2 protein-coding genes (1 of these 2 cut by a window edge) are annotated in these 16,949 nt (G+C 67.4%); both read right to left on the bottom strand.

The window, feature by feature from the left end; all coding sequences use genetic code 11:
* Positions 1–16,392 carry a non-ribosomal peptide synthase/polyketide synthase gene (locus tag QQL87_RS19990; protein WP_284420437.1) on the bottom strand — a complete coding sequence of 5,464 codons (16,392 nt, stop codon included), beginning with the start codon at positions 16,390–16,392 and terminating at the stop codon, positions 1–3.
* Positions 16,385–16,949 carry the 3' end of a non-ribosomal peptide synthetase gene (locus tag QQL87_RS19985; RefSeq protein WP_284420438.1) on the bottom strand. It continues 5,999 nt past the right edge of the window, so the window shows 565 of its 6,564 coding nt (coding positions 6,000–6,564); its start codon lies beyond the right edge, outside the window; the stop codon is at positions 16,385–16,387. Before QQL87_RS19985 ends, QQL87_RS19990 begins: the two co-directional genes overlap by 8 nt.

Below are 16,949 nucleotides of genomic sequence, written 5' to 3'. Positions count from 1 at the left end.
TCACTCTGCCGGTTCGGATTGTTGCGCCTGCATCGTCTGCGCTGCATCGCGCGGCGCCAGCCATGGGCAGATCGCCGCGAGGAACGTCTCGTTGCTCAGGATCGAGAAGTGGTCGCAGCCGATCACGCCGAGATCCACCGCCCCCGTCAGCCGTGCCTCCAGCCGATCACGCTGCGCGAGCCGCCCGGAGGTCCACCAGCAGGCGGATTCGGCAACGAGAGCTGTGGGCCAATCGGCATCCTCAGCGAGCCGCTTGAGGTGTCGGCCTGTCCTGAACGCGCCAGCGAGGTCGTCGACGTCGAGCAGGTGTTCGCGCGATGCGGCTGGCACCGTCGCGATGACCGCCGCGATCAGGCGCCTGACCGCCGCATCCGAAAAGCTCTCGTCGGCTGCGGCCTGCGATCGCATGGCGGCGAGCTCGACACCAGGTACGGCGACGCGCAGCAGGCTGCGCAAATCGTCCGTCCAGTGCCGCTCGGTGATGCGCTGCTCGGTGCGATCAGTATCCGGCACGAAGCTGTCGATCAGCGCCAGCTGCTCGACAGCTTCGCCACGGCGCTCCAGCTCGGCCGCCACCAGACATGCCAGTAACCCGCCCAATGACCAGCCGATCAGGTGATAGGGACCCCTGCCCTGAGCGCGGACGATCTCGTCGGCATAGTCAGCAGCCATGGCGGCCAGCGATTCATCGGCAAAGGACGGCGCGATCAGGCTGCGGCATTGCAGGCCGATCAGCTGACGCCGTCCCTCCATGCGCCGAGCCAACGGCGCATAGTCGAACACGGTGCCGAAGCCGCCATGCAGGCAGAACAGCGGCGGCGCGCCCGGCACCGGCGCATTCAGCGGCAGCAAGGCGGACGGTCGTTCGGACCGAGACGGCGTGCCGAGCAAGGCGCGAATCGTCGGCTTCTGCAGCAGGTCGCGCAGCTTGATCTCGCCGTCCAGGATCGGCTCGCGGCGGAGACGGGCGATCACCTTCAGGCTCAGGATCGAATTGCCGCCGAGCTCGAAGAAGTTGTCGGTGACACCGACCTCGGCAATGCCGAGGATGTCCGACCAGAGCCGGGCCATGGCGATCTCGGCCGGGCTTTCGGGTGCGATGAACGTGCGCGCAACCGCCTGATCAGGCGCCGGCAGCGCCTTGCGATCGATCTTGCCGCTCGACAGCGTGGGCAGGCGCTCGAGCACGATGATCCGCGCGGGCACCATGTAGGCCGGCAGCGTTCGACGCAGAGATGCGACGAGATGCGCGGACAATTGCTCTGCCGCAGCGCCAGCCGAACTGCGCGCATCGCTAGGCTCGACATAGGCGACGAGCTGGTTGCCTCCGGCGCCGGGGACGGCAAGCACGGCGGCCTGGGCGACGCTCGGCTCCAGCAGGAGCGCCGACTGGATCTCGCCGAGCTCGATCCGGAAGCCGCTCACCTTGACCTGATCGTCGCTGCGCCCGAGATACTCGATCGTGCCGTCGGCGTCCCAGCGGGCGAGGTCACCGGTGCGGTACAGCCGCGCGCCTGCATCAGACGCAAACGGATCGGGCACGAAGCGCTCGGCCGTCAGACCGGGCTTGGCGTGATAGCCACGCGCATGGCCAACGCCACCGATATAGAGTTCTCCCACCGCTCCGGCTGGAACGATGTTGAGCTGACCATCGAGGATGTAGGCCGAGCGGCTGCCGACGGGCACGCCGATCGGCGCATAGGCCTTGTCGCACGATGCGTCGCCGTCGACCTTCCAGACCAGCGGCGTTACCACCGTCTCGGTCGGACCGTATCCGTTGATCAGGAGCTGCGGCTGCAGCATCCGCTTCACCTTGTCGAAGCCGGCCTTCGGCATGGCCTCGCCACCGAACGAATAGAGCTTCACCGGCGGCGGATGGCCGGTCTGCTCCACCCATTCCGCAACCTGCTGCAGATAGGCCGGCGGCAGACCGATATGCGTGACGCGCTGCGCATGTAGCATCGCGACGGTCTGCTCCGGCGTCCACAGCTCCGCATCGCGCATGACGAGCCGCGCCCCATGCGAGAGCACCGTGAGCCAGCGCTCATGCGCGCCGTCGAAGGCGAGCGACAGAAAGTGCAGCTCGCAGGATTGCGCATCGATCTCGTAGAGCGAGGCGGTGGCGCGGCAATGCATGGCGAGCGGTCCATGCGCGACCGCAACGCCCTTCGGCTGTCCGGTCGAGCCCGACGTGTAGATCACATAAGCGAGATTCTCGGCATGCAGCGGTGGCCGCGGCGGATGATCCTGCCCCGTCGCGACATCGAATTCGCCAAGATCGATCCGGATCACGCCATCAGGCGCCGAAACGTCTATTGCGCCCGACAACAGGAAGGCGGCGCCGCTGTCGCGCATCACATAGGCGATCCGCTCCGGCGGGAGCTCGGGATCAAGCGGTACATAGGCTCCGCCTGCCTTCAGCACCGCCAGCAGAGCCACGACGGTCGCCTCGGTGCGCTCGACCACGACGCCGACGCGCTGGTCCGGCCTCAGCCCGAGTCCGATCAGGTGATGCGCGAGACGGTTGGCGCGACGATCGAGCCCGCCATAGGACAGGCTGCTGCCGCCAATCGTCAGCGCGATCCGCTCCGGATCGGCCGCCGCCTGTGCACTGATCGCCTCGTGGACCAATGGACGCGACGCGGCAGGCACGGCATGGGCGTTGCAGACTTGCGCCCGCGCCGTGTCGTCGGTCGTGGCCGCATCGAGCGCCCCAAGCAGCACCGTGGAATCCCGGGTCAGCGCCGTCAGCAAATGTTCGAACTGGGCCCTGATCTGCAAGGCTTCGACGGACGTGAAATGGCTCGGCATATAGGTGAATTCGACCTGGAGCGTCTCCTCGACCAGAACCGACAGGTCCATCGGATAGTTGGTCACGTCGACATTGCGCAGACCGCCGAACTTGAGCGAGCCATCGCCTTGCAGCAGGCCGCGGTCGACCGGGTAGTTCTCGAACACGATGATGCTGTCGAACATCGTCTCGCCGGCGCGCCCGGCCCAGCTCTGGATATCGTAGAGCGGCGTCTGCTCATGATTGCGGATCGCAGCATTGCGGCTCTGGATCGCTCGCAGCCAGTCGCCAATCGTGGCGGCGTGCGAAAGGGTTGCGATCATCGGCAGCGTGTTGATGAACAGGCCGATCATCTGATCGGCGCCGTCGAGGCCGGCGGGACGGCCGGCCACCGTGACGCCGAAGGTGACGGCCTGCTGGCCGGTGAAGCGTTGCAGGAGCAGCGCCCAGACGCCCTGGATCAGCGTATTCAGGGTAATGCGCTCGCGGCGGGCGAACGCCTTCAATTTCGTCGTCGCGTCCTCGTCGAGCCGCGTGTAGCAACGCTGATGGCCCGTCGCCTCGTGGCGGCGCGCGCCGAAGGCGTCGGCCAGTTGCGTCGGCTGATCGAAGGCAGCCAGCTGTCCGCGCCAGAACCGCTCGGCCGCCTTGGCGTCCTGGGCCACGAGCCAACCGACATAATCGCGAACATGCGCCGCTGGCGACGTCAGCGTGCGCCCCGAATAGAGCTGCATGATCTCGCCGATGAAGCGCGCCGAGCTCCAGCCATCCATCAGGATGTGATGATAGGTCCAGATCAAACGATGGCAATCGTCGGCGACGCGCAACAAGCGGACACGCTGCAAGGGCGGCCGTGAGAGATCGAACTCGGCGTCGCGTTCGCTGGCGAGTTCCGCCGACAGCGCGGCCTCGTCGACCGGCTGCCCGCGCCGATCCTCGATGTCGAACGGGACAGGCACCTGACGATAGACCGCCTGCAGCGGTGAGCCCGACAGCTCACGCCAGAGGAAGCCCGTCCGCAGCATCGGGTGACGCGCAGAGACGTCCTGCCAGGCGCCGCGCAGGCGCCCGACGTCGAGTCCGCGGATCTCGACGCTAATCTGGTTGACGTAGACACCGCTCCCGGCATCGCGCAGGCTGTGGAACAGCATGCCCTGCTGCATCGGCGACAGCGGATAGATGTCCTCGATGCGGTCCCAGTCGAGATTGAGCCGCGCGAGCTCGTCATCGGTCATGCCGGACAGCTCACCGCGCCGTCCTGCGATCTTCGGTTGCTCTTGCTGCGCAGCACGGCAGAGCGGCGCGAGCAGCTCGATCGTCTGGTGCCGGAACACGTCTCTGGGCTCCAACGCCAGGCCCGCACGGCGCGCGCGGCTGACCACCTGCAACGAGATGATGGAATCGCCCCCGAGCTCGAAGAAATTGTCGGTGACGCCGACCTCGTCATGCTGCAGCAGTTCGGCCCAGATCGCGGCCAGCGCGGCCTCGGTCGGATTGCGCGGCGCGACCCGCTGCGCATCCGCTGGACGGGCGTCCGGCAACGGCAGCGCCTTGCGGTCGATCTTGCCGTTCGGCGTCAGCGGCAGGCGCGGCAGCACCATCACCCGCGACGGCACCATGTAGTCCGGCAGCACCGTGGTCAGCGCCGCGCGCAGCGCCCCACCATCGAGCGCCGCATCGCCGCTGACATAGCCGACCAGTTGCCGGCTGCCACCGAGCTCCTGCGCCACCACGACGCTGTCGCGCACGCCCGCCTCGGCCCGCAGCCGCGCCTCGATCTCGCCGAGCTCGATGCGGTGGCCGCGGATTTTCACCTGGTGGTCGGCGCGGCCGACATGCTCGAGCACGCCATCCTCGCGCCAGCGCGCGAGATCGCCGGTCCGGTACAGCCGCGCGCCGGCCGTCCCAAATGGATCGGGAATGAAACGCTCCGCGCTGAGGCCGGCACGACGCCAATAGCCGCGCGCAAGCCCTTCGCCGCCGATGAACAGCTCACCGATCACGCCGACCGGCGCAAGGTTGAGATCGGCATCGAGCACATGCAGCGTCGTGTTGCCGATCGGTCGTCCGACCATCGGGATCGGATCGTCCGGATTGATTCGATGACGCGCCGACCACACCGTGGTCTCGGTCGGCCCGTAGAGATTCCACACCTCGCGGCTCAGCGCCGTCAGCCGGCGCGCCAGGTCCGGCGGCAGTGCTTCGCCGCCGCTCAGCACGCGGCAGCCTGCCGGCCACCAGTTCGCGCTGTCCTCATGATCGAGCAGCATGCGCCAGCTCGACGGCGTCGCCTGGATCATGGTCACGCGGTGCCGCATCACGATGGCCTTCAGCACCGCCGGATCATGCGCCGCGGCGCGATCGGCCAGCACCACCTGCGCGCCCTGCGTCAGCGGCAGCCACAGCTCCAGCACCGCGATGTCGAACGACAGCGACGTCAATCCAAGCACGCGATCCTCGCGGACGATGCCCGGCTGCCCGGCCATCGTCGCCAGGAAGTTCGTCACCGCGCCATGGCGCACCATCACGCCCTTGGGCAGCCCGGTCGAGCCCGAGGTGTAGATCACGTAAGCGAGGTTCTCGGCGTGCACGGCAACGTCGAGATCGGAGGCGTCGCCGTCCCCTGCTCCCGCTGCCTCGTCGAGCAGCCAGGGCTCGGCGCCGCTGTGCGCCAGCGCCGGGGCGAGCTCCGTCTGCAGCGACACCTGCGTCAGCAGCAGCTTCGCGCCGCTGTCGTTCAGCATGTGCGACAGACGCTCGGCCGGATAATCCGGATCGAGCGGCAGATAGGCCCCGCCCGCCTTGAGCACCGCGAGCAGCGCCACCATCATCGTGATCCCGCGCTCCAACGCGATCCCGACGACCACATCAGGCCCGATGCCTCGTGCCCTGAGCTGCCGCGCCAGACGGTTCGCCCGTGCGTTCAGGACGCCGTAGCTGACGACGTCGTCGCCATGCACCACTGCGACCGCATCCGGCTGATGCGCGGCCTGGGCCTCGAACTGAGCCGAGATGCTGTCGCTCGCTACCGGGCTTGATGTCTCGTTGACGCGCGCCAGCATCGCGAGGTCGTCGGCATTTTCAGTCGCGATGCCGCCGACCGAACGCTGGGCATTGCGGCTGATCGCCTCGAGCAGCTGCACGAAAGCGGCCTGAAGCCGCCGGATCTGCCCCTCGGCGAAATGGCGTTGCTGATAGTTGAACACCAGCCGCAGCTGGCCGTCGAGCCCTACGCTGACGAACAGCGGATAGTTGCTGGTCTCCAGGATCTTCGTCCGGCTTGCGCGGAGCTGCCCGTGCGTGGTCTTCAAGGCCTGGTCAACCGGATAGTTCTCGAACACCAGGATGCTGTCGAACAGCGGATGGCCGGCGCGCCCGGCGAGGCGCTGGATCTCCGCGAGCGGCATCCAGCCATGTTCGCGCAGAGCGAGATTGCGATCCTGCAGGTCGCGCAGCCATGCGCCGACACTGCGCTGCGGATCTTCGCGGTCGACGATCGGCAATGTATTGATGAACAGGCCAACCATCTCTTCCGCCCCGACGAGATCGGCGGGGCGGTCCGAGACGGTCACGCCGAAGCAGACCGTGTTCTGTCCGGTGTAGCGGCGCAGCAATTGCGCCCAAGCGGCCTGAACGACCGTGTTCAGCGTAACCCGCTCGCGCGTGGCGAATAGTTGCAGCCTGTCGCTGAGGTCGCTCTCCACAGCCGTCACGAGGGAGCCGTGATCCATGGCTCCCGTCCCGCCGGCAGGCGCGAGCAGGCTCGGCTCGTCGAGCTCAGCGAGGGCTGTGCGCCAGAACTCGGCGGCAGCATCGCGGTCCCGGGCCGCGAGCCAGGCGATGTAGTCGCGATAGTGCAGGTTCTGTGCCGGCAGTGAGCCGTGGTCCATCAGCTGCATCACCTCGGCCATGAAGCGGGCCGAGCTCCAGCCATCCATCAGGATGTGATGATGCGTCCAGACCAGCCAATGACGCTGATCATCGAGCCTGACCAGCGTGAGCCGCTGCAGCGGCGGACGGGCCAGATCGAAACCCGCCGCGCGATCGCGCTGGGCGACCGCGTCCAACGCATCGTCGAGCGCTGCGGGCGCGAGCGCTGCGACATGGGCGCGCCAATCCTCTTCGGCGAAACGTATCTCCGTGCGGCGGTAGACGACCTGCTGCGGCGCTCCCGACACTTCGCGCCAGAGAAAGCCGGTGCGCAACACCGCATGGCGATCGCTGACGGCCTGCCAGGCCGCCCGCAACCGGTCCGGATCGAGGCCACGGATCTCGGCCGTGAGCTGGTTGACATAGACCCCGGTGCCGTCGTCATGCAGCGCATGGAACAGCATGCCCTGCTGCATCGGCGACAGCGGATAGATGTCCTCGACCTCGCGCCAATCCAGCCCGAGCGCATCGAGCTCGGCTTGCGTCAGCTTCGAGAGCGGTACATCGGACGGCGTCAGCCCGTGAGTATCACCAATGCAGTGGGCGACCAGCTCGCTCAGCGCCGCTTCGAAGCACGCTGCCAGACGTTCTACCGTGGTTACGCGATCGCGCTTCCGGCTGAAGCCGAACGACAGCTGCAGACGCCCGCCCTGCACCAAGGCATTGATGGCCAGGCGATGACGCAACGGGCTCGAGGCGGCGCGTGACGCGCCGGCGCTCTCGAGAGCGATGGCAAACAGCGCATCCTCGCCGGCGGGATCGTCGACCTGGCCGAGATAGTTGAAGCCGATGCGCGGCTCGTCTGTTTCTGCGAGCACGGCGCGCTGCGCATCGGAGCCGAGATGGCGCAGGATGCCGTAGCCGAGGCCGCGATGCGGAATCGACCGCAACATCTCCTTGGTCGCCTTGATCAGCGTGGCCGCCTGCTGTGATCCGGCGGCGAGCCGGACCGGAAACGCCGACGTGAACCAGCCGACGGTGCGCGACAGGTCAAGCTCGGCGCCGATGTCCTCGCGGCCGTGGCCTTCGAGCTCGATGACGACATGCTCTAGGTGCGACCACTGCCAGAGCGCGCGTGCCAGGGCCGCGAGCAGGAGATCATTGACCTGGGTTCGATAGGCCCCATGCGCCGGTCCCAACAGCCGAGACGTCACCTCCGGATCGATCGCGAGCTGCACCTCGTCCGCATCGGCGATTGTGTCAGCGCAGTGGTCCTCATCCCCGGGCTGGTCGGACGCCCCCCGAAGGCTGCTCCAATGATCCAGCTCCGCCGCAAGCTCCGCCGACGACGCGTAGGCATGCAGCGCCGCCCCCCATTGCGCATAGGCGCTGGTCTTCGGCGGCAGCGTCACCGCTGCGCTCCCGCCGGCGAGCTGGCCATAAGCGGCTGCGATGTCCTCGAGCAGCACGCGCCACGACACGCCATCGACCACGAGGTGATGGATCACGATCAGCAGCCGCTGCTCGCCGTCCGGCAGATTCATGCCGACCACGCGGAGCAGCGGACCATGCGTCAGCGACAGGCTCGCCTGAACCTCACCGGCGTACGCCGTCACGGCCGCGGCATCGGCGAGCTCCGTGGTTCGAAACAGCTCGGAGACGTCGGGAGCCGGCGCGTGCTCGGCGGACCAGGCGCCAACGGTGCGCGCAAAGCGCAGCCGCAGCGCATCGTGGTGATCCACCACAGCGGTAACCGCGCGGCGCGCCATCTCCCAGTCGAGCCGCTGACGCGGCCGCAACAGCAGGGCCTGGTTCCAATGGTCCGGGGCCTGCAGCTCCTGCGCGAAGAACCTGAGCTGAATCGGCAGCAGCAGGTGCGATCCGGCGACGAGGCCCTGCTCCGCTTGTGCCGCGGGCCGCTCGTCCAAGCGTGCATGGCGCGCAAGTGATTCCAGTGTCTGGTACGTGAAGACATCGCGCGGCTCGATCACGAGACCGGCGCGGCGCGCGCGGCTGACCAGCTGCAGCGAGATGATGGAATCACCGCCGAGCTCGAAGAAGTTGTCGGTGATCCCGACGTCGGGCTGACGCAGCAGGTCCGCCCAGATCGCCCCGAGCGTACGCTCGTTCGGCGTTCGCGGCGCGACCCGCGAGGCCGTATCGGCCAGCTCCGGCGCAGGCAAGGCGCTGCGGTCGACCTTGCCGTTCACCATCAGCGGCAGGCGGTCGAGCACGACGATGCGCGACGGCACCATGTAGTCCGGCAGCTCGGCCGACAGCGCCGCGCGCAGCGCCACGCCATCGAGTCCGAGGTCGCCGCTGACATAGCCGACGAGCTGCCGGCCGGCGCCGACGGCGCGCGCGATCACGACGGCAGCACCGACCTGCGGCTGCCGCAGCAGTCGCGCCTCGATCTCCCCCAGCTCGATGCGGAAGCCGCGGATCTTCACCTGGTGATCGGCGCGCCCGACATAGTCGACGGCGCCGTCGCTGCGCCAGCGCGCCAGATCGCCACTGCGATAGAGCCGCGCGCCTGGTCCGCCGTACGGGTCGGCGATGAAGCGCTCCGCCGTCAGCCCGGCACGCCCGAGATAGCCGCGGGCGAGCCCGTCGCCGCCGATATACAGCTCGCCCGTCGTGCCCTGGCCCACCAGATTCAAATCGGCGTCGAGGATGCGCAGCACCGTGCCCGGAATCGGCGTGCCGATCGGCACCCGCGCCCCGCTCGTATCCCGGCAATTCCAGAAGCTCGCATTGATCAGCGTCTCGGTCGGCCCGTAGCGGTTGTCGAAGCGGATCGTCGGGAAGGCCGCGTAGACCTGCTGCATCAGCTTGACCGGCAGCGCCTCGCCGCCGGAGAACAGGCGCTTCAGGCTCGTGCATCGCGCGGCCTCCGGCTCGGCGATGAACTGCGCGAGCATTTGCGGCACGAAATGCAAGGTCGTCACCGCGTGGGTCCTGACCGCCTCGATCAGCCGCCTGGGCTCGCGATGCGCGCCGGGCGGCGCGATCGCAAGCCGCGCGCCGACCGTGAGAGGCCACAGCATTTCCCAGACGGAGACGTCGAAGCTGAACGGTGTCTTCTGCAGCAGCGTCTCATTCGGCGCGAGCCGATATTCGGCCTGCATCCACCCCAGCCGCGCCGCCAGCGCACCGCGCGTGCACGCAACGCCCTTGGGCGTGCCGGTGGAGCCCGAGGTGTAGATCACATAGGCAAGGCCCTCGGGATGCGAGGACAGACCGAGGTCGGCGTTGTCGCGCTCATCCCGCAGCAATGGGCTGCCGTCGGCCCTATCGATTCCGATCAAGCCGGCGCCCGCTTCCATGCAGATTGTCGCGAGACTATCGCGCAGTTGCGCCTGCGTCAGGACCAGTCGCGCGCCGCTGTCGCGCAGCATCGCGAGGAGACGCTTGCCGGGATAGTCCGGATCGAGCGGCAGCCAGCCACCTCCCGCCTTGAGCACAGCAAGCACGGCGACGATCATCTCGACGCTGCGCTCGAACGCGAGCCCGACCGGCGCGTCCAGAACATCTCCATGCGCGCGAATCCGCCGCGCGAGCCGGTTCGCGCGCGCATTCAGCTCCGCATAGCTGATCCGCTCGCCCTCGCAGATCAAGGCGATCGCGGACGGCGTGCTTGCGGCCTGCCGCTCGATCTGGGCTGCAACATCAACAAAGGCGCCAGTTGCGGTGTCTGCGCCCGCGCCCCCGCTCCACGCGAGGACCCGCCGGGCCATCGCGTCGTCCAGCCCGTGCAGCTCGGCGAGCGGCCGGGCGCTCGCCTCGGCCATGCGCGCCAAGAGACGCGCAAAGCCCGCCTGCATCTGCGCGATCTGATCGTGATCGAACCGGCTGCGATCATAGCGAAAGCCAAGCCTGATGCCGGTCTCCGTGACGAACACGGCAATCGTCAACGGATAGTTGGTGATCGAGATCTGCGCGGCCTGGCTGGCGCGCGGGCCGTCGCCCGGCTGATCGCGCAGGACGTCATCGACCGGATAGTTCTCGAACACGAAGATGGTGTCGAACAGCGGACGGCCGGCGTGGCCGGCAAGGCGCTGAATGTCGGAGAGCGGCATCCAGCCGTGATCGCGCAGATCGACATTGCGATCCTGCAGGCTGCGCAGCCAATCGCCGACGATCGCCTGCGGGCCGGCATCATCCAGCACCGGCACGGTGTTGATGAACAGGCCGACGATCTGCTCCACAGCCGCGATCTCCGGCGGCCGGCCCGACATCGTCGCGCCAAAGCAGACAGCCTGCTGGCCGGTCAATCGCCGCAGCAGCTGCGACCACGCGCCCTGCAGCACCGTGTTCAACGTCACCCGCTCGCGCCGGGCCAGCGCCTGCAGCCGCTCGGTCGCTGCGGCATCGATGACGAGGTCGACGGAGGCATGGCCGGGCCCAGGCTCGGCGGGTCCGCCCAGCGCATCCGCCAGCAGGCAGGGTTCGTCGAGCCGAGCGAGCAGCCGCGCCCAGAACGCGCCTGCCACGTCCCGATCCTGGCGCGCCAGCCAATCGACGTAGTCGCGATAGCTGCCGGGGGCAGCCGGCAGCACGCCACCACGGACATGCTGCATGATCTCGGCAATCAGCCGCGCCGCGCTCCAGCCATCGAGCAGGATGTGGTGATGGGTCCAGATCAGACGGTGAAGGCCACCGCCGACATCGATGAGACGGACCCGCTGCAGGGGTGGTCGCGCCAGATCGAAGCCGGCCTCGCGCTCGGCCGTTGCGGCCTTGGCGAGAACAGCAGCGCGCGCATCTGCGTCCATCGGCGCGAGCCGCTCGCGCCAATCCTCGACGACGAACGGAATGGTGACATGGCGATGCACCACCTGCTGCGGCGCGCCCGACAACTCGCGCCAAGCCAAGGCGGTGCGCAACACGGCGTGTCGCGCGGTCACCGCCTGCCAGGCCGCGCGCAGCGCCGGCGCATCGACACCACTGATGTCCACCGCGATCTGGCTGATATAGTTGCCGCTGTCGGCATCGCGCAGCGCATGGAACAGCATGCCCTGCTGCATCGGCGACAGCGGATAGATATCCTCGATCCCGCGCCAGTCCCACGACGCTCCCAGCAAATCGAGTTCGGACTGGGTCAGCCCGGACAGCGGAACGTCCGATGGCGTGAGACCCTGAACACCGCTGGTGCAGTGTGCGACGAGCTCTCGCAAGGCATCCGAATAACACGCCGCGAGCCGCTCGATGGTGGCGCGGCGATAGCGCTTGCGGCCAAAGCTGAACGTCAGCCGCAGCTCACGGTCGAGCACCTGACCGTTGATGCTGAGCCAGCGGCCGAGCGGCGCGCTAGCGCTGCGGGACGGACCGGCACCTTCCGGCGCCACGGTGAACGCACTGTCCGCACCGAGGCTCGCGCCGAACTGGCCGAGATAGTTGAAGACGATGCGCGGCTCCGTCGCGCCAGCCAGCGCCTCGCGCTGCTCGGGGCTGCCGCAATGCCGCAGCAAGCCGTAGCCGAGCCCGCGGGATGGAATGGCGCGCAGTTCCTCCTTGGTCGACTTGATCAACGTCGCATCGTCGCTGGCGCAATGGGACAGCCGGACGGGGAATGCGGTCGTAAACCAGCCCACCGTCCGCGACAGGTCGACATCGTCGAAGATGGCTTCGCGACCATGCCCCTCGAGCTCGACGAGCACCTCGTCCCGACCGCTCCAGCGTCCGACTGCGCGAGCCACGGCTGCGAGCAGAAGGTCATTGACTTGCGTGCGATAGGCGGCCGGCGCCTGCTTCAGCAGCTTCGTCGTCAGATCCGCGTCGAAGGCCACGACGACGTCCTCGCCATCGGCGACCCGATCGATATCGCCATGGTCCTCGTCGCATGGCAGATCGGCGGCAGCGGTCCGTGTCCGCCAATAGTCCAGCTCGCCGGCGAGTTCCGCGGACACCGCATAGGCTTCGAGACGCCTGCCCCAGGATGCCACAGACTGGCTCTTCGGCGGCAGCACGATCGCCGGAGCGCCCTGCACGGCCTGCTCATATGCCGAGGCGATATCCTCCAGCAGAATGCGCCAGGACACGCCGTCGACGACGAGGTGATGCACGATGATCAGAAGTCGCTGACTGCCGTCCGCCACGTCCATGCCGACGACACGCAGCAACGGCCCCTGCAAGGACAAGCTTGCCTGCGCCGCCGTCGCAACCGAGAGAATCTCCGCGGCATCGGCGACCGCGCGCGTCCACAGCAGATCGGCAGATGGCGGCGCCTCTCCCTGTTCGGCACACCATGCACCATCGACCTCCGCAAAGCGTATCCGCAAGGCGTCATGATGCGAGACGATCGCGGCGATCGCCCGGTCCAGCGCCTGCCAATCCAGCTGCGCCCCAGGCCTGAGCAGCACGGCCTGGTTCCAATGATGCCGCTCGCCTACGTCCTCGGCAAAGAAGCGGCGCTGAATCGGCAACAGCGGCAGCGGACCGGTGTCGGCCGCAGCCTGCTCAGTTGCAGCCTCCTGGCTGCGTGCGATCCGCGCCAGCTCCTGAAGGGTCTGGTGCCGGAACAGATCGCGCGGCTCGATCATGAGCCCGTGCTGGCGCGCACGTCCGACCACCTGGAGAGAGATGATGGAGTCGCCGCCGAGCTCGAAGAAATTGTCGGTCAGTCCGACGCGCGAATGACCCAGCAGCTCGCCCCAGATCGCCGCGAGCGTCAGCTCCGCCGCCGTTTGCGGGGCGACATGGTCAGTTGCAGCCGCAGGCTGCTCGGGAAGCGGCAAGGCATCACGATCGACCTTGCCATGGGCCGTCAGCGGCATGCGCAGCAACGACACGATCCGAGCCGGGACCATGTAGTCCGGCAGTTCCTCCAGCAGTGCCGTTCGCAACCTTGTTTCGTCAAGCGCGCTGTCGCCGCAGACATAGCCGATCAGTTGCTGCCGTCCGGCAAGCTCGCGCGCGACCACCACGGCCGACTGGACACCGTCCTGCTGTCTCAGCCGTGATTCAATCTCTCCGGGCTCGACGCGGAAGCCGCGGATCTTGAGCTGATGGTCCGCGCGTCCGACATAGTCGATCACGCCGTCGGAGCGCCAGCGCGCCAGATCACCCGTCCGATACAGGCGTGCGCCGGGCGCGCCTTCGGGATCAGGGATGAAGCGTTCCGCCGTGAGCCCCGGTCGATTCCAATAGCCGGTCGCCAGCCCCTCGCCGCCGATATGCAGCTCGCCGGTCACCCCGACCGGCACGATGTTGAGATCGCCGTCGAGAATGTATGCCGAACGCTGACCGACCGGCCGGCCGATCGGCGCATAGGCGCAGTCGATCTCCGTATCGGCATCGACCTTCCAGACCAGCGGCGTGACCACGGTTTCCGTGGGCCCGTAGCCGTTGATCAGCTTTCTCGGGCGCAGCGCGCGCCTGACCTTGTCGAAGCCCGCCTTCGGCATCGCCTCGCCACCGAACGAGTACAGCGAGACCGGCGGCGGATTGCCGCGCCATGCCGCGAAGTCGGCGAGTTGCTGCAGGTAGGCGGGCGGAAAGCCGGCATTCGTCACCTGCTGCGCGCCCATCACATCGAGCGTCTGCTCGGCCGACCAGAGATCGGCGTCGCGCAGCACCAGCGCCGCGCCGCAACTCAGCGCCGTCCACAACCGCTCATGCGCGCCATCGAAGGTGAACGAGAGGAAATGGAGTTCGCGCGACTGGCGATCCATCTCGTATAGTTCGGCCGTGGCCTGGCAATGCATCGCAAAGGGGCCGTGGGCGACGGCGACGCCCTTCGGTACACCCGTCGAACCGGATGTATAGATGACATAAGCGAGGCTCTGCGGATGGACCTCGACCGCAGGATCGGTCTCCCCGCCCGCCGATATCAGGCCTACATCGATGATGCTGACGTCAGTCATCGATGACCATTGCGTCAGGCCGGCGTCGATCAGCACGCACCGCGCGCCCGCATCGCGGATGATCGCCGACAGCCGCGCCGGCGGATGGTCGGAGTCGAGCGGCAGATAGGCCGCGCCGATCTTCAGCACCGCAAGGAAGGCGGCCACGAGATCCGGCGAGCGCGGCATCGCGACGGCGACGAGTTCGCCAGGACGGACGCCATTCGCCTGGAGACGCCGAGCGATTGCATTGGCGCGGCCATCGAGCTGTCGATAGCTCAGCGTCTCGCCGCGAAACACGAGCGCCGGAGCGTCAGGCGCGTCCTGCACGTGCTGCGCAAACCTCCGCTGCACCGGACGGAACGGCGTATCGGTGCGGACGCATGCATTCCACCGGACGACCTCTTCACGTTGCTGCGCCGAGAGCAGATCGAGCGTTGCGATCGAGCGCGCCGGATCGGCGACCATGGCCTCCAGGATCGCGCACCAATGCGCCGCAAGCCGCTCGATCGTCGTCCGGTCGAACAGCGCTGTCGCAAATGAAAACAGCGCCGAGACGTCCCCCGACGGGGTCTCCTCGGTGTCGATCGCAAGATCGAGCTTGATCGTGTCGCTGTCAGGCCCGATCGTTTCGACCTGCAGATCGGCCGCTGCGGTCGCGTTCGTCATATCGCGACGGCGCTGATGATTGTAGAGCACCTGAAACAGCGGATTTTGACTGAGGCTTCGCTGCGGCTGCAGCACCTCCAGCAACCGTTCGAATGGAAGGTCCTGGTTGTCCTGGGCTTCCAGCGTGGTCTGGCGCACCGATGCGATGAAGTCGGCGATCGTGCCCAGGCTGTCGATCTGCGAACGCAGCACCTGCGTGTTGACCAGAAGACCGATCAGCCGGCGCGCTTCCGCGCGATCGCGATTGGCAAAGGGAACGCCGATGCTGATATCGGTCTGTCCACTGTAGCGGTACAGAACGAGCTTCAGCGCGGCGAGCAGAACGACGAACAGCGTCGTCTCGTGCCGACGTGCCAAGGCGCGCACGCGATCGGAGAGAGACTCTCCTAGTGAAAGACGGACGCCATCACCGGACGTTGCGGCCTGAGCCGTGCGGGCGCGGTCGAACGGCAGCTGTAGCGTCGCCGCATTTTGAAGGCGGGCAGTCCAATAGCTCAGCTGCCGCTCCCCCTCCAGGGAGCCGATCCACAGCTGCTGCCGAGCAGCGAAATCGGTATAGTCGATATCAAGCGCCGGCAGTGATGCCGCCTCGCCGGTCGCTTCGGACTGATAGAGCTGCCAGAATTCATCGGTCAGCACCTGCAGCGACCAGCCATCGGCCACGATGTGGTGCAGCGTGACGGTCAGAATGTGGTCCTGCTCGCCCAGCGCCAGCAGCGCCGCACGCAGCAGCGGGCCGGCTTCGAGATCGAACGGCAATGCCGTCTGCTCGCGCCGCACCCGTGCGGCCTGCAGCTCGCGATCGTCGCCGCCAAAGATGATCCGGTGCAGCTCGACAGGCTGCGGCGAACGCACAATCTGCTCGGGCTCGCCGTTTTGCTGCTGAAACACCGTGCGGAGCGCAGCATGGCGGGCGACCAATGCGTCCAGAGCACGCTGCAAAGCATCGACATCGAGCCTGCCACGCAGGCGGATCGAGATCGGCATGTTGTAGGCCGAACTGCCAGGATCCATGCGCCACAGGAACCAGAGACGGGACTGAGCGGACGACAGCGGCGCGCGCTCCAGGTTCTGCCGCGTGATCGGCAGGATCGACAGATCGATGCCCTTCGCAGTCAGCTGTGTCAGAAACACATGCTGCTTCTCGGGATCGAGCCTCGCCAGGCGCCGGGAGATCTCGCTGAGCTGCTGATTTTGAAGTCCGGATTGATCATTCATTGGCGAACTCGACTTCCTTCAGCAGATCGAACATCGCGGCGATGTCGTCGCTACGCGTGTCCATATGCGCTTCCGCCGCCAGGGCAGATGCCATTGTCTCGACCGTCGTCAGCTCGAACAGCCGCTTCAGCGGCAGATCACGTGCGAGATCGCGCTTGATCCGACCGACGAGTTGAACCGCGATCAAGGAGTCACCACCGAGCTCGAAGAAATTGTCGGTGACGCCGACCTTGTCGTGCCGCAGCAGTTCCGCCCAGATCGCGGCCAGCGCGGCCTCGGTCGGATTGCGCGGCGCGACCCGCTGCGTCTTCTCGGGACGCGCGTCCGGCAACGGCAGCGCCTTGCGGTCGATCTTGCCGTTCGGCGTCAGCGGCAGGCGCGGCAGCACCATCACCCGTGACGGCACCATGTAGTCTGGCAGCGCTGATATCAGCGCCGCGCGCAACGCCTTTCCATTGAGCGCCGCATCGCCGCTGACATAGCCGACCAGTTGCCGGCTGCCGCCGAGCTCCTGCGCCACCACGACGCTGTCGCGCACGCCCGCCTCGGCCCGCAGC

This window comes from Bradyrhizobium sp. SSBR45G, from assembly GCF_030159255.1.
Taxonomy (GTDB): domain Bacteria; phylum Pseudomonadota; class Alphaproteobacteria; order Rhizobiales; family Xanthobacteraceae; genus Bradyrhizobium.
The sequence above is the reverse complement of the archived record's forward strand: the minus strand, read 5'-3'. Positions and strand labels throughout refer to the sequence as shown.